Source organism: Desulforamulus aquiferis (assembly GCF_030577015.1).
Classification (GTDB): domain Bacteria; phylum Bacillota; class Desulfotomaculia; order Desulfotomaculales; family Desulfotomaculaceae; genus Desulfotomaculum; species Desulfotomaculum aquiferis.
The window spans coordinates 37,859-58,235 of record NZ_JARPTC010000007.1 but is presented as its reverse complement, the minus strand read 5'-3'; the positions used below and the strand labels follow the sequence as shown (position 1 = coordinate 58,235).

Genomic DNA, 20,377 nt, shown 5'->3' with positions numbered 1-20,377 from the left:
ATTTGGTGCAGACCAAGGATAAGATTCTCTTGGCTTTTAAGGATTTGTCCCAAGAAAAGGGTTTTTATGATGCAACGGTGGATGAGTTGGCACTTAGGAGTAGAGTTAGTAAGCGAACAATTTACCGGTACTTTAACAGTAAAGAGGAAATCATAGAAGAGGTAATGTTTAAGTTTATTAAAGAAACTGAGCAAGCCATAGACGGAGTATTGAATTCATCGGAACAAGCTCCGGATAAAATAGCTAAAATTATTAGGATATTAAGTGAAAGACTAAAAGGGCTGAATCCCAGGGTCTTAAGGGATCTGCAAAGGCATTATCCAATAATTTGGGAAAAGGTCGAGCAGTTTCGTGCCGGAAAGTTGAAAAGAATGGTTACCATAGTCATTGAAGAAGGTAAAGAAGGTAGTTCTAATTCAATCAACCCCACTGTGGCTACAGCATCCCTGTTGGCAACAGTCCGGGCAGTGGTAAACCCTACCTTCATGATAGATAATAATTTAACCCCGGAAGAGGCAATCCAGAATGTTATGCATATATTTCTATATGGTTTAACGGGAGCCAAAAGGGAATTCTAAGGTATTACAACAGGGTCCTGCCAATAGTGCAGGACCCTAATTGTTTGAACACATGCTCAAAGGGCATGAACTATAAGACTACTGCCCCTGATATAGATAATTGTATACCTTCTGATTCCAGAGCACCTTGCGAATATACTGCCTTGTTTCCATAAAGGGAATCTGGTCTATAGTTTTATGCTCACCGGTCCAATGCTGGGTGGTTAGCCAGTTCTTTACATTTCCCCGACCGGCGTTATAGGAGGCAATGACTAAAACTAGGTCTCCCTTAAACTCAGCACTTAAGTCCGCTAAGTACCAGGTACCTAGGGCGATGTTGGTTTCAGCATCAAATAGCTTGTCCTGATTTAAAGATCCACCACTTATTTGCTGATAAATCCATTCACCTGTATTAGGCATTATCTGCATTAGACCCCGGGCACCCTTGGGGGAAACTGCGTTAGGATTAAAGTTGCTCTCGGTTTTAATAATGGATGCCACCAGGAGAGGGTCCAAGTGATTTACCTCTGCATAATAATAAATGACTTCCTGATGCTCAAAGGGATATAGCCAACGACCGATATCTTTATGGGATACAAATAAAAGGGCAAGTAAAAGTAAGAAAATGACTTTTCTTTTTAATCCCCGGCTTTTTTTAGAACGGAAGGCCAATACTATCACTCCAACAAGCTGTTAACTAATATATTATTATTCCATTTATTAGTATTAATGTATAGATTTTTCAATTTCTTTATGCCAAGCTTTTAAAACTTGCTGGCGAGTTTCTTCTATGGAATCACTGTTGTCAATTACAATATGGGCATGCTTGGCTTTTTGGCTTTGGGGCATTTGGCTGTTAATTCTAGCCATTGCCTGTTCCGGTGAAAGCTTGTCCCTGTTTATTAGTCTATGGATTTGTGTTTGCAGATCTACCTTAACAAGCCAAACCTGGTCAACCTTATTTTGCCAACCCACCTCAATTAACAGAGGTATCTGCAGTACCAGTATACCCTTAGGAGAGCAGTCCTTAAAGAGCTTTATTTGAGAAATTAATTCTTTTTCTATGGCTGGGTGGACTATTTGCTCTAACCTTTTTTTAGCTGTAGGGTCTTTGTAAATTAATTCGGCCAATTTGGTACGATCTAAACTACCTCCCCCATGTAAAATACCCGGTCCAAAGAAGTTTACAATCTCCTTTAGGGCCGGGGTATCTGGTTCAACAACTTGTCGGGCCAATTGGTCAGTATCTATTACTTGGGCGCCAAGTTCTTCTAAAAGCTTTGCTATGGTGCTTTTGCCGCTGGCAATATTACCTGTTAGACCAATGATCATGGGGTTCGCTCCTAAGAAAAGAACTTTAATGTATTTTAAAAATACCCATAGCTATCAATATACAGCCTGGCAGCATTGACAATTGCTTGCCAAAGGTGCTGCAGGAGAAATATTTACCCAGTAATAGGCCAAGATAGGTCAATAAAATATGACCTAAGCCAACTACTGCTGCCGTAAGGGCTATGCTAAAGCCAAACATTGATACAGCAAAACCGGCACCGAAGGCATCCATGGCCAAGGCCATGCCTAAGAGTATGGCTTCCCTGGCAGAGATAACACCGGAATTATCTAAGTCGGCCTTGGAGGGTTCCCTCAATACTTGAATGACTAATCCTAAGGATTTGATTCTTATTTGCATGAGTGTAGGTTTTACTTCTTTTTGGTTATCCCTTTTGGCATCTTGCAGTGATTGAATCAATATCCAAATACCTACCAACAGGAGAATTATGCCACCAAGACGATGGGCAAACTCCGGTGATATCAATTGTGATACCATTTTACCTGCCGACATTGAAAACACAATGGTTAAAACTGACATGCCACTGATAATTAATAAGGAAGTAAAGGGAATACGGATTTTGCGAAACCCGTAAGCTACTCCCGTACCCAGGGCGTCCATGTTCAATGCCAAGGCGAAGGCTACCAAGGTAAGAAACTCCATGTCTTTCCCCCCAGTCGACTTATTCTTACATCTACAGTCTATGAGGGGAAATGCACTCAGGTGCTAATTATTTTTTTTGACAGTAGGGACAATAATAGGAACTTCTGCCCCCAACTTTTATTCTTTCAATGGACTTGCCACAATTTGAGCAGGGAAGTCCCTCCCTGTTATACACCTTAAGATGGTGTTGAAAACTGCCCGAACGACCTTCACCGTCCACATAATCCCGAAAGGTAGTACCCCTGTGTTTAATTCCTCCAGCAATTACCTCCACAATGGACTTGTGTAAGGCCGCAACTTCCCGGGGAGAAAGCTCTGCAGCCAGTCTCTCCGGATGTACCTTAGCCCGGAAGAGGGCTTCGTCGGCATAAATATTACCCAGACCGGCAATAAAGCTCTGATCTAATAGCAGGGGCTTAACCCTTGTCCTCCGACGGCGAAACTCCTTTTTCAAGAACTCCCTGGTAAAACTAGTATCCAGCGGTTCCGGTCCTAAGTCTTTTATACCGGACATCTCTGAGACCTGATTTGTAGGTAATAAGCTCATACGACCAAACTGTCTTATATCAGTGAAGCGGAGATGCTGTCCGTTATTTAGATGAAAAACCACATGGGTGTGTTTTTCCAAGGGGGTTTCGGCTACACAATAAACCAATCTGCCTGTCATACGCAGATGTACCACCAGGGTTAAACCATCGGTTAAGTTTAATAGGATGTATTTACCCCGACGCCCCAACTTTTTGAGAAATTGCTTGCCAACTATTTCTTCGGTAAAAATTTCTGGCCTTGGGTGTCGTATAACCTTAGGCATATGAAGGTCCACCGCTGTAATTTCAAGGCCAGCCAGGTGTTGTTCTAGTGAGCGAACCACCGTCTCTACTTCCGGCAGCTCAGGCATAATTAGCACCTCCGTAGGGAAGCGACAGGCTAAATCAGCTTAGTTTCATACCAATTGGGCCCGGCTTTAATATCAACAACTAAAGGAACATCTAATGATAATGCGTTTTCCATATGATTTTTAACAAGCTCTACCAGCTCAGGTAGTTCTGATTCTGGCACATCAAATATCAACTCATCGTGCACCTGAAGAACCATTTTTGACGCCATATTTCTCCGGGCCAGCTCATCCCTTACCTTGACCATAGCCAATTTAATGATATCGGCAGCACTTCCTTGGATAGGGGTGTTCATGGCGGCCCGTTCACCAAAACCGCGAATATTAAAATTAGGACTGAATAGTTCAGGAATATATCGTCTGCGGTTGAGCAAGGTTGTTACATAGCCCTTTTCCTTAGCCTCCTGGATGGTCCGGTCGATATACTGGCGAACTCCGGGGCAGCGGGCAAAATAACTGTCTATGTAGCTCTTGGCCTCCTTGCGGGTTACCTTTAGATCCCGGGATAGGCCAAAATCACTAATACCATATACAATACCAAAGTTTACTGCCTTAGCCCGATTACGTAGCTCAGGGGTTACCTGATCCATGGGAAGGCCAAAAACCTCCGAGGCTGTTCTGGTGTGAATGTCCTGACCGTTTTTGAAAGCATCCACAAAGCTGGGGTCCTTAGACATATGGGCTAAAACCCTCAGCTCGATTTGAGAATAATCAGCTGTTACCATTATATTACCCCTTTGTCGGGGTACAAAAACCTTTCTTATCCGCCTTCCTGACTCCAAGCGAATAGGTATGTTTTGTAAATTTGGCTCGGCACTGGACAACCGGCCAGTTGCAGTTACCGTTTGGTGGAAGGTGGAATGAAGCCTGCTGGTTTCTGGGTCCACCAGGGCAGCCAGACCATCGGCATAGGTGGACTTTAGTTTTGCCACTTGCCGGTATTCTAATATTTGTTCGACAATTTCATGCTCTTCGGCAAGTTTTTCCAGCACCTCAGCATCAGTAGAATAACCTGTTTTGGTCTTTTTCAATACCGGGAGCTTTAACTTTTCAAACAGGATCTGGCCTAGTTGTTTGGGGGAATTTATATTAAACTCCTGGTCAGCCATACGGTGGATATTTTTTGTTAATAACTCAATAACACTGTGCAACTCTTGGGACATATCCTTCAGGCCTTGCTTATCTACTGTTACACCGGCTAACTCCATCTCAGCTAAAACCGTCACTAGGGGAAGTTCTACTTCATGATAAAGGCGGTCTTCTTCCCTTTGGGCTAATTTATTTAATAGTACCTCCGATAGACGAAGTATGGCGTCGGCCCTGGCAGCACTGGCAGCCTCGCCTTTAGTGGGCAGGACAATACCAAGCTGATCTAATGCTATATCGTAAAGCTCATAATCCGAAGCAGTGGGATTAATTAGGTATGAGGCCAACATGGTATCAAAGGCCAGGTTGTTTAAACATATATTATGCTTATGCAATAGCCAAATAGCAGCCTTAGCATCATGGAAAAACTTTTTGATATCTTTATTTTCACAAAGGGCCTTTAGAACTGATAATTGTGGTATCCCTTGAGATTCATCGACCTTTTCAGGAAATAGCAGGTAGATATCCTTGTCAGGTATAGCTAGATAGGCACATTTTATGCCTTCTCTTCGATCACCTTCTAGGTAGATACCGATTTCTCTAGCATGACTTGCAGCTACCAGCAGATCATCCAAAGTTTCTTGGCCTGCAATGGTTTTATAGCCCACCTGATAGGTTTCTAAAGGGGGCAAATCTATCTCGTTTTTTTGTTTTTCTTTACTTTTTTGCTTTACCTGACTGACACTGGAGGTGAGCTGGCGAATTAGGGTTTTAAATTCCAACTCTTGAAAAAGCTCTAATAATTTTTGATTATCAGGACCCCGCCAAGAACATAGGGAGAGGTCTAATTCCATGGGTACATCCCTAACGATGGTAGCCAGCTTTTTTGAAAGCAAGGCCATTTCTTCGTTGCCCCGTATGAGCTTTTGGTATTTCGGGATAACCTGGTCAAGATTATTTACTATTTCTTCAACGCTGCCATGGCTTTTTATCAGGGCCAGAGCAGTTTTTTCTCCTACTTTAGGAACGCCGGGAATATTATCGGACTGGTCACCCTGTAGTGCCTTTAACTCTATGATTTGGGCAGGAGTAACACCAAATTTATCCCAGACCTTTCCTTCATCAAATAATTCAACTTCTGTAATACCCTTGCGAGTCAGCATGACCTTAGTTTTGCTAGATACCAGTTGTAAGGCATCCCGGTCTCCGGTCAAAATGAGTACATTGAGACCCATGGCTTCAGCCTGGGTTGTAATAGTGCCTATTAAATCATCAGCTTCATAACCTTCGCACTCGAAATAAGGGATACGCATGGCCCTTAAAATATCCTTGACAATTAGGAATTGTGGCCGAAGTTCATCTGGCGTGGCCTTGCGGGTGCCTTTATACTGTTCATACATACTGTTGCGAAAGGTTATTTTACCCTTGTCAAAGGCCACTGCCACTAAGCCTGGCTGCTCATCCTTGAGAACTTTAAGCAGCATATTAGTAAAGCCGTAGGCTGCATTGGTAATTATACCTTTGCTGTTAGACAGCAGAGGTAGGGCATGAAAGGCTCTATGGATAAGGCTGTTTCCGTCAATAATGATCATGGTTTCAAGGGACAAATCAAGCACCTTCCTTAATATGACATCTTTAGTATCTTCACCAGCCTTTCGCAAAATACCTTCTAGAGTTAGCAATTTTACCTTTGTTCCAAAAAATAGGAGGACTTTGAGTTGGAGTCGGCGAAGTAGTGGACATATTAGCATTTTATGGGGTGATATTTTGTTTATAAGGCTGTTAATTGTTTTATCCATTGTTACTATGACTTGGGTAGGCCCGGTATACGCCCAAGACAATAGAAGCATAGATGGTGCCACCACCATCGGTGAGGTATTGGGGTATATAACACACTTTCACTTAAAAGAAACGGGTGTTGATGTGTTAGTTGATGGCAGTATTAAAGGGATAATTGAACAGGTAGGGGACCCATACACAGTCTACTTTCCGCCAGGCGAGCTGGATATATTTAGCGAGGAGTTAAATGGCGATTTTGAAGGTGTTGGTGTGGAGCTAGAATTAATCAACCAGTTGCCCACCGTAGTTCGTGTTCTTGAAGGCACACCAGCCAAACATGCAGGCATGTTAGCGGGAGACAGTATCATTGCAGTTGACGGGAAAAGTGTTTTAGACTTACCCCTTATGGAGGTTATTAATGAACTTAAGGGCAAAAAGGGAACGCAGTTAAATATCACCGTAAGGAGAGAAGCTGAGCCGGATTTTCAACTATCATTAACCAGGGCCGTAATTAATTTGCCAACTATCTACCAAAGGGATTTAGGTAATGGAGTCGGCTATATTGCTATTGATAGCTTTGGCATGGAAACAGGCGAGGAATTCGGCAATGCATTGATTCAGTTAGCAGAAAAGGATCTTCGAGCTTTGATTATAGATTTGCGCTTCAACGGTGGAGGCTATGTTGACGCCGCCATGGAGGCAGCCTCCTATATTTTAGGCAGGGATGTAACGGTATTTATAACAGAAGACAGGGATAAAATTCAAGACCTATATAAAACCGAGTTTGAGCCGGTAATAGAAGAAATACCTGTGGTGATCTTAATAAATGATCAGTCGGCAAGTGCTGCTGAACTGATGGCAGGAGCGTTTCAGGATTACGGCATAGCAACATTGGTGGGAACCAATTCCTATGGAAAGGGAACGGTACAGGATATTATTCCCCTGCAAAACGGAGGGGCCCTTAAGATGACCACTGCCTATTATCTAACTCCTATGGGACGTAGTATTGACGGTATTGGATTAACACCAGATTATTTTGTAACTACTCCCGAACTTCAACTTCCCATTGCTAAGACCGTTGTTCAGCCAAAGGATATAGTGGTTAAGTTTTACGCAGGTGAGAACAAAATGGTATTTAATGAAGAGGATTTAAGTTTACAGGGAGCCATAAAAGAACAGGGAAACATTTATGTACCCCTTAGAATTGCCCTGGAGGCCCTTGGTTATCAAGTAGGGTGGGATAATGGGCTAAATGGTGTCAGGGTAACTGGGAAAAATCAACAATGGCTGATACCGAAAGGCAATAAGGACAGCACCATTAACGGTGTCATTCAGTCACTGGAACATGAACTGCTGGCGAAAAACAATACTATCTTCATATCCCCCATAGATTTAAGAAATCTAGGCATTGAGGTATTTATACAAGATGAAACCGTGATTCTAATCAAGAAGAAGTAACCGGAGTAATAATCTCCGGTTATATTTTTTTACCTGGTGAGAATAAAATTTTAAGAAGTCATGTGGGAAGGGGGAAAGAAGCTGGAGTTTTTAGAGGCTTTTTTACACCAGGTAACGGTAATTATTTCGGCCCTGGGCTATTGGGGTGTGGCCATAGGGATGGCCATAGAAAGTGCCAATATTCCTTTGCCAAGTGAAGTGATCCTCCCCTTCGGGGGATACCTTGTTTATACTGGGCGGCTAGATTTTTGGGGAACAGTTATGGCAGGAACGGTGGGGGGGACTATTGGCTCCATAGGTTCCTACTATCTAGGCTTAAGGGGCGGAAGGCCCTTTATCGAACGTTATGGACCCTATGTGGGAATTACACCCCGCAAACTTCTGGTGGCGGACCGCTGGTTTGAGAAATATGGGGAGGCCACAGTATTTTTTACCAGATTAATGCCAGTAATTAGAACCTTTATTTCATTACCCGCGGGAATCGCCAGGATGAATTTTAAGCGTTTTGTGATCTATACCTTCCTGGGATCACTACCCTGGAGCATACTCTTAGTCTATACGGGTTATGCCCTTGGCCAAAATTGGCAGGCCATTAAGCCTTGGTTTCATAAGATGGATATATTGATTGGGGTTGCACTGGCTGCAGTTTTGATTTATTGGCTTTGTAAAAAATTGAAGTATAGATAAAAAAACTCCCCCGGGTTATTTCCTCGGGGGAATTCTATTTGGCGGGATGACACAAGTAGCCTTAGGTGTAAGGGGAGAATTGCCGGTAGTACTTTTTATTCTTCTAGATATCACAGGCCAGAGTAATAGGGTTAATAGAATGATTAGTATAGTAACCCTGGTGGCTAATCCCTCCGCCTGGCTAAAGCTGTGTCCAAGGGCGGTGTAAATTATGATTTCAGGTAATTTGCCTATGGCAGTGGCCACAAAAAAACCCCGATAATTCATTCTGCTAAGCCCCGCCACATAGCTGATTATGCTGGAAGGGATAATTGGTATCAGTCTGGCCATAAAAACCATCCACGGTCCTTCATGACAACTCATCAGATCAACTTTAGCCATATATTTTTCCTTCAGACACCTAGAAACCAGACCTCTCCCAAAGCCCCGGGCTAAATAAAAGGCCAGGGAAGCGCCAAGGAGTGAACCTGCCATGGTAATTAAAACCCCATAGCCTAATCCAAAAATAAAGCCGTTTGCACCAGCCAAAAGGAAAAGGGGCAGGGGGGTACACAGGGTCTGAAGGACCATCAATAAAAGGCTTACCACTATAGTCATAGTACCGAAGGAACGAATATAATCGGCTAAATGCTCGGGACTGGTGAATTGTGGCAGATAAGGCCTGAGATTGATGAAAATTATAATGATAGTAGCAAGCAAGAATGCAGAAAATACAAAGGTCCACTTTTTTGCCATAAAAAAACTCCCAGCTTTTAAAAATTCTGGTACAGATCTAATATACCAAAATTAGGTAGCTTTGAAAAGTTAGGGCTTATCCAATTATTTTTATTAAGTAATTATTTTAGACTAAAAACTACAATTAAAAGCATTTTAAATCTTTCATTGGCAACTAGACCATGGGGTATATTAGCAGGCATTACGATGGTTTCTCCTGCTTTAAGTTGAAACTTTTCATTGCCGATGGTAACCTCAGCTTCACCATCAAGGATATAAACCATGGCATCCCCTGGGGCTGAGTGAGAACTTATTTCTTCATTTTTGTCAAAGGCAAAGAGGGTTAAGCTTAAAGGTTTACCCTGAGCCAGGGTGCGGCTGACAACCCGACCATCCTGATAATCCACTAAGGAAGCTAATTCCAGTACCTTTGCAAAGTCAATATTTTTAATAAAATGCTGCTGATCCATTAGGCAACCTCCCTGGTAATTAATTTCTTTACTAAACAAGTTTGCTTATTTATTTGAGGGGATATTCATTTCAGGCATGCCCAATTAAAATAAAATGGAGCACCAGGTGCCCCAAACAGTATACTTCTTATTTGTATTTTAGTCTATAGTTGCTGGTCCCAGCTTTAAGAGCTCAGATACAGTGACTAATTGATATCCTTGTTTTTGAAGCCCTTCCAGTACCCTTGGTAAAGCATCAGGGGTTTGCAGGCATGTATCACTGGCATGCATAAGTATGATGGCCCCTGGGTGAATTTTCTTCAGCACACGGTCTGTGATAGCTTCAACGCCGGGTTTTTTCCAGTCTAGGGAATCAGTGCTCCACTGAATAACCTTGTAATTCAATTCCTCGGCGGTGGTTAGAACCATGTCGTTCCAATCACCATTGGGAGTGCGAATAAGATTTGGCTCAACGCCAGTTACTTCTTTAATCTTTTCGTGGGCAGTCATAATATTTTTACGAACATCTTCCTTAGAATACTGGCTTAAATTTACATGCTCCTCACCATGACTGGCAATCTCATGACCCTCAGCAACGATCCGTTTAGGGAACTCAGGGTGTTTTTTAGCCCAGGGCCCAGAGATGAAGAAAGTGGCCTTGATATTGTTTTGCTTTAAAATATCCAGTACAGGTCCAGGGACCTCAGTTCCCCAGCTAATATCAAAGGTCAGGGCCGCAACCTTTTGATCTGTTTTAACCTTATATATGGCATACTTCTTAGCGGTTGTGGCTAAGTTCTGCTGCTGATAAAACATTACTGAAAAAAGAGCTGCACATAATAGGATAAGGCTGGCCATTAATAGGCGCTTTTTTTGTTTGCGATAATCAAATACATATACTTTCAATTGGAACACCTCCTAATATTTCAATTTAAATATATTAGGGACTTTGGAATATATAACCAATATTTTTGATATCATCCAAAATAACTAATTGTTTCCTGTTATTTGATCTCCCTTGTAGAGAGAAAATAGTTTTCGAGGGAGGGAAAAGTTTTGAAAAAACTAATGCTATCTGTATTTTTGTTTTGTATTATGTTTTTTTGCTCAAGCCTAGATATGGCGGTAGCAGCTCCTCAAACGTCAGAGGGTCAGCCACCAAAGATTAAGGCATCAGCAGCTAGCCTTATTGATGTAGGATCAGGTCAAATTTATTTTCAAAAGGAAGGGGACAAAAGGAGAGAGCCAGCCAGCCTAACAAAGATAATGACTGCCATATTGGCAATTGAGAAGGGCGACCTAAAGGATGTAGTAACAGTTAGAAAAAGGGCGGCAGCGGTGTCCATGGGGCAGGATATTGGGCTAAAGAGTGGTGATAAGCTATATCTGGAAGACCTTTTAAAGGCGGCCCTTATGTATTCCGCCAATGACTCTACCGTGGCCATCGGGGAGCATATTGCCGGAGAACATGATTTGTTTGTCAAGATGATGAATGACAAAGCAAAATCATTAGGAATGAAGAACACAAACTTTGCCAACACAAATGGTTTTCACCATCCAAATCATTACACCACAGCAAATGATTTGGCCATTCTGACAAGCTATGCCTTGCAGAATGAAACCTTCGCTAAAATAGTAAGCACCGAGGAAGCGGTTATTACCTGGCTGCCTGATGAAGAAAGTAAATCTGTTACAGAAAATGGGGAAGAAAAACCCCTTAAGCAGAGAACAATCCATAGTACCAATCGCCTGCTGAGGTCAGATTACCAGGGCATCAACGGAGTAAAAACCGGGACAACTCCCAGAGCCGGCAACTGTCTGGTTGCCTCCGCAGCCAGGGAGGGCAGACAATTGGCAGTTGTTATATTAAACAGTAACAATAGGTGGAATGATGCCACTAGGCTGCTGGACTACGGCTTTAAAGAGGTCAGGCCCGTTGTCCTGGCTGAAAAGGATGAGTTGGTAACCGAATTAGAGGTAAGAGAGGGATTAGAGAAGAGGGTAAGCCTGGTGGCCTTAGAAAGATTGGAAGTATATGTACCCAGGATAGAAGTTGAGAAGATACAAAGAAAGGTTGTTCTTACCCCTGCACCGGAGGCGCCGGTTAAACGAGGGGACAAGCTTGGAAAGATGAAATTCTATTTAGATGATAAGGAATTAGGAGCTGTGGATTTAGTGGCCAATCAAGATGTAGATAGATTATCCTGGTTTAAAAGGCTATTTGATAAATCCTAAAACAGATAACCACTCCAATGCTTGAACATGGAGTGGTTATTTTAATTTAAAAGTCTTGCTCCACCAGTTAGGTAAATGCTCTTAAGAAATGCAAGTTTTCTCCGAAGATAATATTACGAAATATATCGAAAATATGAATATATTGTTAGTTTGTGGGCTATTTCTAAAAATATTTTTTACCGGAGGATTTTAATGTGGGTTTACTGGTTTACCTTAATATTAGTAGCAATTGTTCTTTTTTTTGCAATTAAGATTATTGTACCTACCAAAATTGCAGTAATTACGTCCACTTTTACGTTTACCCTAGGTTTTTTATTTCCCCTTTTCCAGCCCAGACTTTTGATTTGGCAAATAGTTCTATTATTTTTATCGGCCCTTTTTTTATTCGGTTTTTGGATAACCAATGAATTATTAAAGGAAAAATTAAATACTGCTAACAAACCTGAAACAGACGGAGAAGTGCTAACTGTTGAAGCTATAGAAAACAATTCAAATACCACCGAACAGAGTAGCTTAATAGATAATCTCCAGGGGTATGTCACTGAGGAAGTGAAGCCAGAATCAATTACAGAGGATTTGACGAAGGAAGAGTTGATAGTAGAAGAACAAATAAATGAAGTAGCACTAACTAAAGAATCATTCGATGAAGAATTAGCTACGAGGGAATCAATAGTAGTAGATGAAACAATAGCTCTAGAACTAACTATTCAAGAAGAGGTAGCAACAGAAATAATAGATGCTGAACAAAAATTAGACGAAAGAACAGACGAAGAGATCAATCTAGATTCAACAGTAGAAGAATGTGAGCTCAGCAATGAAGAAATTTCTGAGACTGTTTCGGAAGACAAATCTCCAGTTAATGAATCTGCCCAAACATTACTGGCACAAGGTTTACTTTTTAGAAAGGGAAAAGATTTTCCTTCCGCTATACGCTGCTATAAAAAGTCCATAGCCTTAAAACCGACTTCCGAGCTGCTTTATCTAGTGATAAGCGAACTAAGTTCGGTATACCAACAGCTTGGCCTATACTCCATGGCCTCGGGTATAATAAATACCTTTATTGAGCAACCCGAACTAAAAAATCATAGTGGTTCGGATAATCTTCGACAAAAGATGAAATTTATTTCATGCCTTTCAGGTCTGCTTAATAAGTATCAACTGGGCCAAATCCCCTATGAAAGGGTTCCTAAAGAGATTCTTAGTGAGGCCTTTAAAGAATCTCTTAAATAATATTTATTATAAGAAGGAGACATTATAATGAAACAAAGAAGCCAAGTAATAGGTTTACCTGTTCTAAGTATTATTGAAGTAGCCTTTTTGGGAAAGGTGCAAAATTTATTAATTAATCCTGACAGTGGAACAGTAGAGTACTTAGTGATTGAGCCTGAACAATGGTATCTTGAGCGGCAGGCAATTTCCTTTAAAGATGTTGCAGCCATTGGAGAGGATGCTGTAACAACGGAGGTCAAGGCCAATGTAGCAACAATAACCTCTGTATCAAAGGCAATGGATCTATTGCAAAAATCAGTAACTGTAGTGGGAACAAGGGTTATGACCAGGAAAGGAAGAATCAGCGGTTCTATTGATGAGATCATCATTGATGAGCAAACCGGCAAGATTGCTGCATGTAGTTGGGTAGCAGGGGATAAGAAGGGCTTAATACCTGTGGACCAGGTTATTACATTTGGCAAGGATATGTTAGTAATTGAAGATAATTTTGAATCCAACCTACTACAAGACATTAGCCAACTGGAGAGCAATTCTTCTGCCAAAGCAGTTAAATCTGAATCAGAGACAGATCCCCTGGAATATTTTGAGAAACAGCAAAAGCAATATCTAATCGGACGTATTGTAACTACTGATATATTAGCTGCTAACGGAGAAATGATTGCTAAAAAGGGTGACGTAGTTACCCGAGAACTGGTGGACAAGGCTGAGGCTGCAGATAAATTTGTGGAATTAACCCTTAGCACTAGTGAATAAAGTAAGACTAACAACATTTGTAACCTTTGCCCTGGGGATTCAATTATTTGTTAGCATCGGTCTGTCCACTGCTGTATTAAAATTATTTTATAGAGATTCAATCTTGCCTGGTATTTCGGTGGAGGGTGTTGATATAGGGGGGCTTAATTACCAGCAGGCATTAACTACATTAGAACAAGGGTTGCCCTGGCCTTCACTTAACAACTCTCTTGTCCTGGTAGGACAAGAGGGAAAAACCACCGAGATACAATTTTCAAGCATAGATTTTAGGGTTGATTATGAGGGAATAGCTAAAGAGGCCATAAACTATAGCCAGCGAGCTTCAACTTGGCAGGATATTAGGTTGCTGTTCGGTACAATGAATACTGGGCATAAACTGCCAGCCATAATTCATTTTGATAAAGAAGCCTTTAGTGACATCCTTAATGAATTAGCTAATCAATTTAATCAGAGACCAAGGGATGCACAGTATGCCATAACAGGCGATAAGGTTACTCTATTTCAAGATGTAAAAGGAAGCAAATTAGATGTTCATCAGACCATAAAGCAACTTGAGGATTTGTCCTTTGGACAGCATAAAGTGAATCTGCAATTTGAGGTTATTGATCCAACTATCACAGTTGAGCAGTACAAGGGTATAAATTCACGCCTGGCAATTTTTGTTACCCAATTCAGCCTGGCTGATGGTGAACGCACCCACAATGTTAAGCTAGCCAGTGATTTAATTAATAACTTACTGATAAAACCAGGTGAATTGTTTTCCATGAATAATGCCCTCGGGCCTAGGAGTCCAGAATCAGGTTATCGGCAGGCCATGGTTATTGCTGACAACAGGTTGGTACCCGATTATGGTGGAGGGGTGTGCCAGGTAGCTACCACCCTTTATAATGCAGTACTATTATCTGGCCTAAAGGTCACTGAAAGGGTACCCCATACAAGACCGGTCCCCTATGTTCCGGTAGGTAAGGATGCCACCATTGCCGGAGATATTATTGACTTTAAATTTATGAATAATTCTTCTTATCCAATTTTAATTGTTAGTCAAGTTCAACAGGATAAATTACTTGTCAGTATTCTTGGCCATCGGGAGGGGGTTTCTGCGCGCCTAGTAAAAACAGAGACCCAGCGTTCTATAAATAAAGCACCCCGCCAATATATTCAAGATCCCTTGTTAGCCCCTGGACAAGTGGTTGTTCGCAATCCGGGAATTGACGGACATGAACAAAAAATCTTTGAAATAATAATGGAAAACGACATAGAAATTGAACGTCGACTAATTTCCAAAACCGTTGCTGAACCTGTACCTGAAGTAATTGCCCTGGGACCAAAGGTTAAAAACAAAGGGGTATTAAATAAATAATTAAGGAGCAGAGTGTTAAACCTGCTCTTTTTTGTGAATAAAATATGTTTACCCAGGATTGTTTTATGAACCTGGGTAATTATCTCAACACTTGACTTTTTTTAACACTTCCTGCATAATGATAATGCAAATGGGCGGGTAGTTCAGTGGGAGAACGTCTGCTTGACACGCAGAAGGTCGGAAGTTCAATTCTTCTCTCGCCCACCAGGTCGAAGTCTTCAGGGTTGATTAACCCCGGAGGCTTTTGTTTACTTTATGGCTTTTTCAACTTATTGGCAGTTGATTTACAGATTCTTTCATGTTTATATTTAGTTAGCTAAATAAAAAAGGAGGAGAAAAGTTTGAAAAGGATCTCACACAAGATACTACTATTGCTTTTATCATTAATGCTGATTTTTCCATCAGTAGGTTTAGCTGCAACAACCACCCTGCTGTTAGGGGTACAAGACCAGCCGTTAGAAGACATCCAGGTCTCCGAGCCATTTGCCGATACATTTAAGACCGGCACCTACATAACTGCAACCCTGCCCAGCGGTATTGTTTTTTCTGAAACCCCAACTTTAGAAGTTATCAAGGGAGATATACAGATTGGGGCAGTATCTACGGGACTTGATGCCAATCAAAAAGGCTATTTAAGGGTTGAAATTAAAAGTTCCAGCTCAAAGGCCAGCACCATTAAGCTAAGTGATATTAAGGTTACAGTTAATAGGGTTGTGCCAACTGGCCCTGTAAATATTGAGCTTGCTGGGACAGCAATCAACCAGACAGATGCCCTATTTCCTGGTTCGGAAGGTATTAAGTGGCATATTGCCGATGTTGTAGATGGGACAAACAAAATTAACACAGTTTTCACAGTAAACTCTAACGTTTTCATTAAGAATGGGGTAAATGTGCAGATGGATGTTGCACCATATATAAGTGATGGAAGGGTTTTTGTACCTGTTAGGTATCTAGCAAACTCCTTAGGTGTCACAAATGATGAACTGGACTTTAATAACAACCAGGTAATAATAAATAAGGGACATATTAATATTGAGCTAGAAATCGATAATAAAGTAATAAAAGTTAACGGACAAGAGAGCATGATGGATGTTTCACCAGTAATCCTTGATGGGCGTACAATGCTGCCTGCCAGATATATTACAGAAGCCCTGGGTGGAACTATAGATTATGCGGACGAAAATGTTGTAATTAACTTAAACTAAATTTTTTAAGCATAGGAAGGGCCGTTAACCACTGGTTAACGGCCCTTCCTATGATGAGATTGTACCGCCGGTACAAATTAGCGGCAGCCTCAGCCGCCTTTGCCGATCATTCTAAGAATAATTATAATCAAAATGGCTACCGCCAGAAAGGCCCCAATACTTCCAAAATCCATTTGAAAATACCCCCTCCTTTTAAAATCAAGATTCGCTAAGGCTATTTGAAATCCTTTATAAACCAGCAATATTAACAAATAAAATTTATGTTATAATAAGTACTGAAATTATTTTTAGGAGGGACTACCGGGTGGATGTCAAGCTTTTAATTGGGTTGGGATTTTTAGGTATTGCCGCCTTAATCTATATTACTCAAGTATTATAAAAACTTTTGATGTAAAGGTCGTGCCGGTTCGAACCGGGCACGTCTTTTTATTTATTTTTCTTTAATTTGTAAGCCAACGATATTTTTAATGTCAGTAACCACCGGGGTTATTTGTTCGGCCAGTGTTTCTAACTTTACAAGCAACTCATGGAGCATTTCAACCTTTGCCTCTGCCTTCTGAATATAGCCTTTAGCATCCCACCTAAGAAAAATATTACCCCTTAGCATTAGTATTTCTCGCCTTAAATTTTTGATTTCAACCTCACATAATTCCCTAAGCTCTTGAATTTCCTTAAACACAATAAGCACCTACCCTTTTTTACCATTTTATGAATATCTGAACAATTTGTGTTGAAAATGTAAAAAAATGAGGCAATTTTGCTAGTCTGAAAATTACAAAAATAAATATCTTTGGGGAGTTTTATTAATATACTGTCTTAAGGTGGACTCAGGCCAAAAGAAAGGGGTGGACTTTTTTGGCTAGAAAAAGAAGAAGAAATGCAAAGGTAAGCAAGGCCAATTCATCCTCCGGTAATAGCCGTACAGCTTTAGTTCTGTATGCTGCTTCAACGGAAAAAGTGGCTGTGCCTGATTTTGACATAAGAGTAAGAAGGAAAAGTAGGGGTTTTGCCGATGCTTTTGTAGATCAGACTTGTATTCAAGAACGGGCTTCGATGGTAAAGGTTTTTAAGGGAACAGAAGTAAAAGAGGTGGTGAGATTTTTAAAGAAAAGGAAGAGGAGAAACTCAAACAGCCTTGCACCCTTTGTTCCCAAGGAATGCTTAGTGCAAACTACAACTCCAGTAATTAGGTTTAGCTTAGCTTTACCCTTTGAAAATGAGAGCGCAAATACTGTTCAAAAAAAGATCAAGAATAAAAAGAAGAAGACAGGATTTGGCTGTATTGCTTTTGCACCAAAGGATTGTAGTAGTGCAGAGGTTTCCCTTGGTTATAAAGGTCATAGAATCAAGGAGACTACCCCCTGTATTGGCTACTATCCAGCCTTTGGTACGATTAAGAAAAAGAAAAAAATAAATCACTCAAAGGAGTTTGTGCCACTGAGCTGTATTACTGAAAATATCTCACTCAGTTATATAAAATTAAAAGTAGGTGGAAAATCCCAGCAGTTTTGCAATCCCTATCCAGGTTGGCCAGGGTTTGCTCCGCAAATTACCACCCATAAAACAATAGTGCGAAAGAAACCTTCAGTAAGTAACCAGTGGTTCATCCCATTAAGTTGTATTACGGATCAAGTTTCTCTGCCCTTCCAGCAGCCCTTAAAAGATACTTCATCAAATGCTTTACCAAAATATACCTATGTGGATCGTCCGAATAGTCCCGATATTGTGGATAACCGACCTAAAAGGGGTAAAAAAACTAGGAGCAATGTGGTGCCTTTTGTTCCTAAGAGTTGTACCACAAATGAATACCCTCCGGTGGCAAAAAGTATAGAGGCACAGTCCTGGGAAGCCCTAGCCCTAGAATCTCCAAAGCCAGAGCCATTAAAGACGGCAGGAATAAACTGGGTATTGCTGGCAACTATTATAATCATCTTACTGGCATTGGTGGCGTATATAATACAAAAATAAATGTCATAAATTTCCTCATATGAAAATAACCTCAATTACTCCATTGTAAGGTTTGCTCTATAATTTTTACATGGGATAGTAACAACGCTTTCTGTTCATACTGCAAGTAGAAAGCCATATTTTATAATTATCACTGCTATTTGCGCCAGTATACAAAAAAAATTGCTCTCATATACTATTACTATGGGAAGGGGTGATATGAGGAGATGAACCAGTGTCTTTCAATAGGTGCCACCCAGCATATTGAGCTTTTAAAGGCACGTCTTGGCAGGGAGAGGTTTGTTGATGATGATAACTTCAACGTTCGTCTTAAAGAAAATCCTGCCGGCAACATAACGTTCTTATCCTGCGACTTTATTGGGCCACATCGGGGAGAACAACAAACCGATGATATAATATTGTTCAGACACTTTGTTGCAGATATAATATCCGATGTTATTCTCAATCAATGGGAAAAAGCATTGGTTAAAGAAATCATTCGAGAAAATTACTATTACTTTAATGAGGATGAAAAGAAAACAATACTTCAATATTCCTTAAGATATACCAATGGTGAAGTTGTTATGCCCGGTCAAATGGATCGGCGAGATAGGAAGCATGCCATTATAAAAAAGTTGGTGGAGTACTTAGGACAAAATGACAGCATAGTTATAGATGGTTTTATCCGCTTCAGGTTAAAGGAATATATCAATGATATTAGGGAAGCCGTTGATCAGGCGGTGGATGAATTCCTAATGGAGCGTGAATATCAAGAATTCATCCAACTTCTCAAGTATTTTGTGGAAATCCAGGAGCCAAAGGTAGAAATGGTAAATGTATTAATCAATCGCAAGGGAGCTTACAAGCTATTTGATGAGGAGCACCAGCCAATTAGTAGCGAATTCCTTGAAGGTTATATTTTAGACATAATGGATAATGAAATAAATTATGAGGATCTCCTGATTAGTGCCCTAATCACAATTGCCCCCAATAAAATTGTATTTCATACCAACCTGCAGGACCAACCGGAGACCACCATGGAAACAATTAAAAGCGTTTTTGCGGGCAGAGTTTCTGAATGCAGCGGTTGTACATTATGCAAAAATCAACAACAATAGCCTATAAATACCGCCCTAGGGCGGTATTTATATTGCACCTGCGGGGACATTCTGGTATAGTAATGTCGTTAATTGACAAATGGGGGTTTAGAAGTTGGAATGGTGGGTTATTCTTTTAATTCCGGTAATTGGGGCATTTATTGGCTGGGTAACAAATCTAATCGCAGTAAAGGCTATATTTAAACCATACCAGCCTGTGAAAATACCAGGATTACCCTGGGTCATTCAGGGTGTGGTGCCCAAAAGAAGGGCTGAGTTGGCCAAGAGTATCGGTGAGGTTGTAGAGCGGGAGCTTTTAAAGGTAGAAGACCTTATGGGCCAAATGAAATCACCAGAAGTCTTGGATGGGATTATTAAATCGGCCAGCGAATCAATTCATAAAATGATAGTGGACAAGATTCCCGCTTGGGTGCCTACAACTGTCAGGGCAGTTATTCTTGAAATGATGGGAGATATGCTGCAAAAACAAATGCCCCAGGTGATTAACCAGATTATTGATCAAGCGGGCAGTAGCGTTATTCAAAAGGTAAGGCTTTCTGAAATCGTTGAGGAGCGCTTAAATGCCTATGAGGTGGCCCATTTAGAGAAAATAATTTTAACTGTGGCCTCAAGGGAACTGAAGCACATTGAGATCATTGGTGGAATTCTTGGTTTTATCATAGGCCTTATTCAAGTTGGCCTGGTTTATATGACAACTTGACAATTATTGTTTGTAAAACTATAATAGCCGTAACTAAATAATTGCAATGATAAGGAAAGTAAGTCAATTTGACCGACCAGAGAGGGAATGTCAGGGCTGTGAGCGTTTCCCGGAGAGAGTTGCCTGAAGACCACCTTGGAGCAGCTTTGCTGAAACTAAGTATGCAAGCCGGTTCGGCACCGTTAAAAGCCTTTAAGGTGGGGAAAGCTAA

General features: G+C 41.0%; 20 protein-coding genes, 1 tRNA gene and 1 other annotated feature (1 of these 22 only partly in view). Of the genes, 12 read left to right on the top strand and 9 right to left on the bottom strand.

All coding sequences use genetic code 11. From position 1 onward, the window contains the following. Positions 1-5: 5 nt before the first annotated feature. Entirely contained in the window at positions 6-578 is a 573-nt protein-coding gene (locus P6N53_RS05675) for a TetR/AcrR family transcriptional regulator (protein WP_304541799.1), read from the top strand. A gap of 78 nt (positions 579-656) precedes the next feature. Here the strand turns inward: P6N53_RS05675 and P6N53_RS05670 are convergent, their stop codons facing one another. The 5 genes from P6N53_RS05670 to polA form a co-directional block, all read right to left on the bottom strand. Beyond that, positions 657-1,229: a lytic transglycosylase domain-containing protein gene (locus tag P6N53_RS05670; RefSeq protein WP_304541797.1), complete on the bottom strand. Its 573-nt coding sequence runs from the start codon at positions 1,227-1,229 to the stop codon at positions 657-659. Positions 1,230-1,283: 54 nt separating this feature from the next. Beyond that, positions 1,284-1,889: a dephospho-CoA kinase gene (gene coaE, locus P6N53_RS05665; RefSeq protein ID WP_304541796.1), complete on the bottom strand. Its 606-nt coding sequence runs from the start codon at positions 1,887-1,889 to the stop codon at positions 1,284-1,286. Positions 1,890-1,914: 25 nt separating this feature from the next. Further along, positions 1,915-2,550: a sporulation membrane protein YtaF gene (gene ytaF, locus P6N53_RS05660; RefSeq protein ID WP_373322990.1), complete on the bottom strand. Its 636-nt coding sequence runs from the start codon at positions 2,548-2,550 to the stop codon at positions 1,915-1,917. 67 nt (positions 2,551-2,617) lie between these two features. Beyond that, positions 2,618-3,448 (bottom strand): bifunctional DNA-formamidopyrimidine glycosylase/DNA-(apurinic or apyrimidinic site) lyase, encoded by an 831-nt coding sequence (mutM, locus tag P6N53_RS05655; RefSeq protein WP_304541795.1) that lies wholly within the window; start codon positions 3,446-3,448, stop codon positions 2,618-2,620. 29 nt (positions 3,449-3,477) lie between these two features. After that, on the bottom strand, positions 3,478-6,138 hold the full coding sequence (gene polA / locus P6N53_RS05650; RefSeq protein WP_304541915.1) for a DNA polymerase I: 2,661 nt from the start codon (positions 6,136-6,138) through the stop codon (positions 3,478-3,480). A 160-nt stretch (positions 6,139-6,298) separates the two neighbouring features. Between polA and P6N53_RS05645 the strand changes: the two genes are divergently transcribed. After that, on the top strand, positions 6,299-7,768 hold the full coding sequence (locus P6N53_RS05645; RefSeq protein ID WP_304541794.1) for a S41 family peptidase: 1,470 nt from the start codon (positions 6,299-6,301) through the stop codon (positions 7,766-7,768). Between the two features lie 60 nt (positions 7,769-7,828). After that, positions 7,829-8,455: a DedA family protein gene (locus tag P6N53_RS05640; protein ID WP_304541793.1), complete on the top strand. Its 627-nt coding sequence runs from the start codon at positions 7,829-7,831 to the stop codon at positions 8,453-8,455. A gap of 15 nt (positions 8,456-8,470) precedes the next feature. Here P6N53_RS05640 and P6N53_RS05635 read toward each other — a convergent pair whose 3' ends face one another. The 3 genes from P6N53_RS05635 to pdaB all read right to left on the bottom strand — a co-directional run bounded on the left by P6N53_RS05635 (position 8,471) and on the right by pdaB (position 10,524). Then, positions 8,471-9,190, bottom strand: a complete 720-nt coding sequence (locus tag P6N53_RS05635) for a TVP38/TMEM64 family protein (protein ID WP_304541791.1) — start codon at positions 9,188-9,190, stop codon at positions 8,471-8,473. 101 nt (positions 9,191-9,291) lie between these two features. Beyond that, positions 9,292-9,639 carry a cupin domain-containing protein gene (locus P6N53_RS05630; protein WP_304541789.1) on the bottom strand — a complete coding sequence of 116 codons (348 nt, stop codon included), beginning with the start codon at positions 9,637-9,639 and terminating at the stop codon, positions 9,292-9,294. 138 nt (positions 9,640-9,777) lie between these two features. Next, entirely contained in the window at positions 9,778-10,524 is a 747-nt protein-coding gene (gene pdaB / locus P6N53_RS05625; protein WP_304541788.1) for a polysaccharide deacetylase family sporulation protein PdaB, read from the bottom strand. Positions 10,525-10,674: 150 nt separating this feature from the next. Between pdaB and P6N53_RS05620 the strand changes: the two genes are divergently transcribed. The 6 genes from P6N53_RS05620 to P6N53_RS05595 all read left to right on the top strand — a co-directional run bounded on the left by P6N53_RS05620 (position 10,675) and on the right by P6N53_RS05595 (position 16,401). After that, positions 10,675-11,853 (top strand): D-alanyl-D-alanine carboxypeptidase family protein, encoded by a 1,179-nt coding sequence (locus P6N53_RS05620; RefSeq protein ID WP_308447259.1) that lies wholly within the window; start codon positions 10,675-10,677, stop codon positions 11,851-11,853. Between the two features lie 192 nt (positions 11,854-12,045). Then, the gene (locus P6N53_RS05615) at positions 12,046-13,083 is read left to right on the top strand and encodes a tetratricopeptide repeat protein (protein WP_304541786.1); all 1,038 of its coding nucleotides are present in this window, start codon (positions 12,046-12,048) and stop codon (positions 13,081-13,083) included. 27 nt (positions 13,084-13,110) lie between these two features. Beyond that, complete coding sequence (locus P6N53_RS05610; RefSeq protein WP_304541785.1) at positions 13,111-13,836, top strand: PRC-barrel domain-containing protein; 726 nt, start codon at positions 13,111-13,113, stop codon at positions 13,834-13,836. Next, positions 13,829-15,196 (top strand): VanW family protein, encoded by a 1,368-nt coding sequence (locus P6N53_RS05605; RefSeq protein WP_304541784.1) that lies wholly within the window; start codon positions 13,829-13,831, stop codon positions 15,194-15,196. Before P6N53_RS05610 ends, P6N53_RS05605 begins: the two co-directional genes overlap by 8 nt. Before the next feature lie 132 nt (positions 15,197-15,328). After that, positions 15,329-15,403: transfer RNA gene (locus P6N53_RS05600), tRNA-Val, on the top strand. 134 nt (positions 15,404-15,537) lie between these two features. Continuing rightward, positions 15,538-16,401, top strand: coding sequence for a copper amine oxidase N-terminal domain-containing protein (locus P6N53_RS05595; protein ID WP_304541783.1), 864 nt, complete (start codon positions 15,538-15,540; stop codon positions 16,399-16,401). Between the two features lie 430 nt (positions 16,402-16,831). Here P6N53_RS05595 and P6N53_RS05590 read toward each other — a convergent pair whose 3' ends face one another. Then, positions 16,832-17,080 carry a hypothetical protein gene (locus P6N53_RS05590; protein ID WP_304541782.1) on the bottom strand — a complete coding sequence of 83 codons (249 nt, stop codon included), beginning with the start codon at positions 17,078-17,080 and terminating at the stop codon, positions 16,832-16,834. A 176-nt stretch (positions 17,081-17,256) separates the two neighbouring features. On the opposite strand from P6N53_RS05590, the gene P6N53_RS05585 reads away from it, so the two are divergent. The 3 genes from P6N53_RS05585 (at position 17,257) to P6N53_RS05575 (ending at position 20,166) form a co-directional block, all read left to right on the top strand. Further along, positions 17,257-18,369 (top strand): hypothetical protein, encoded by a 1,113-nt coding sequence (locus tag P6N53_RS05585; protein ID WP_304541781.1) that lies wholly within the window; start codon positions 17,257-17,259, stop codon positions 18,367-18,369. Positions 18,370-18,575: 206 nt separating this feature from the next. After that, a complete protein-coding gene (ytxC, locus tag P6N53_RS05580) occupies positions 18,576-19,466 on the top strand; it encodes a putative sporulation protein YtxC (RefSeq protein WP_304541780.1) in 891 nt (296 codons plus the stop codon). Positions 19,467-19,560: 94 nt separating this feature from the next. Then, the gene (locus P6N53_RS05575) at positions 19,561-20,166 is read left to right on the top strand and encodes a DUF445 domain-containing protein (protein ID WP_304541778.1); all 606 of its coding nucleotides are present in this window, start codon (positions 19,561-19,563) and stop codon (positions 20,164-20,166) included. Between the two features lie 37 nt (positions 20,167-20,203). After that, positions 20,204-20,377 (top strand) — a binding site (T-box leader); it runs 43 nt beyond the window's last position.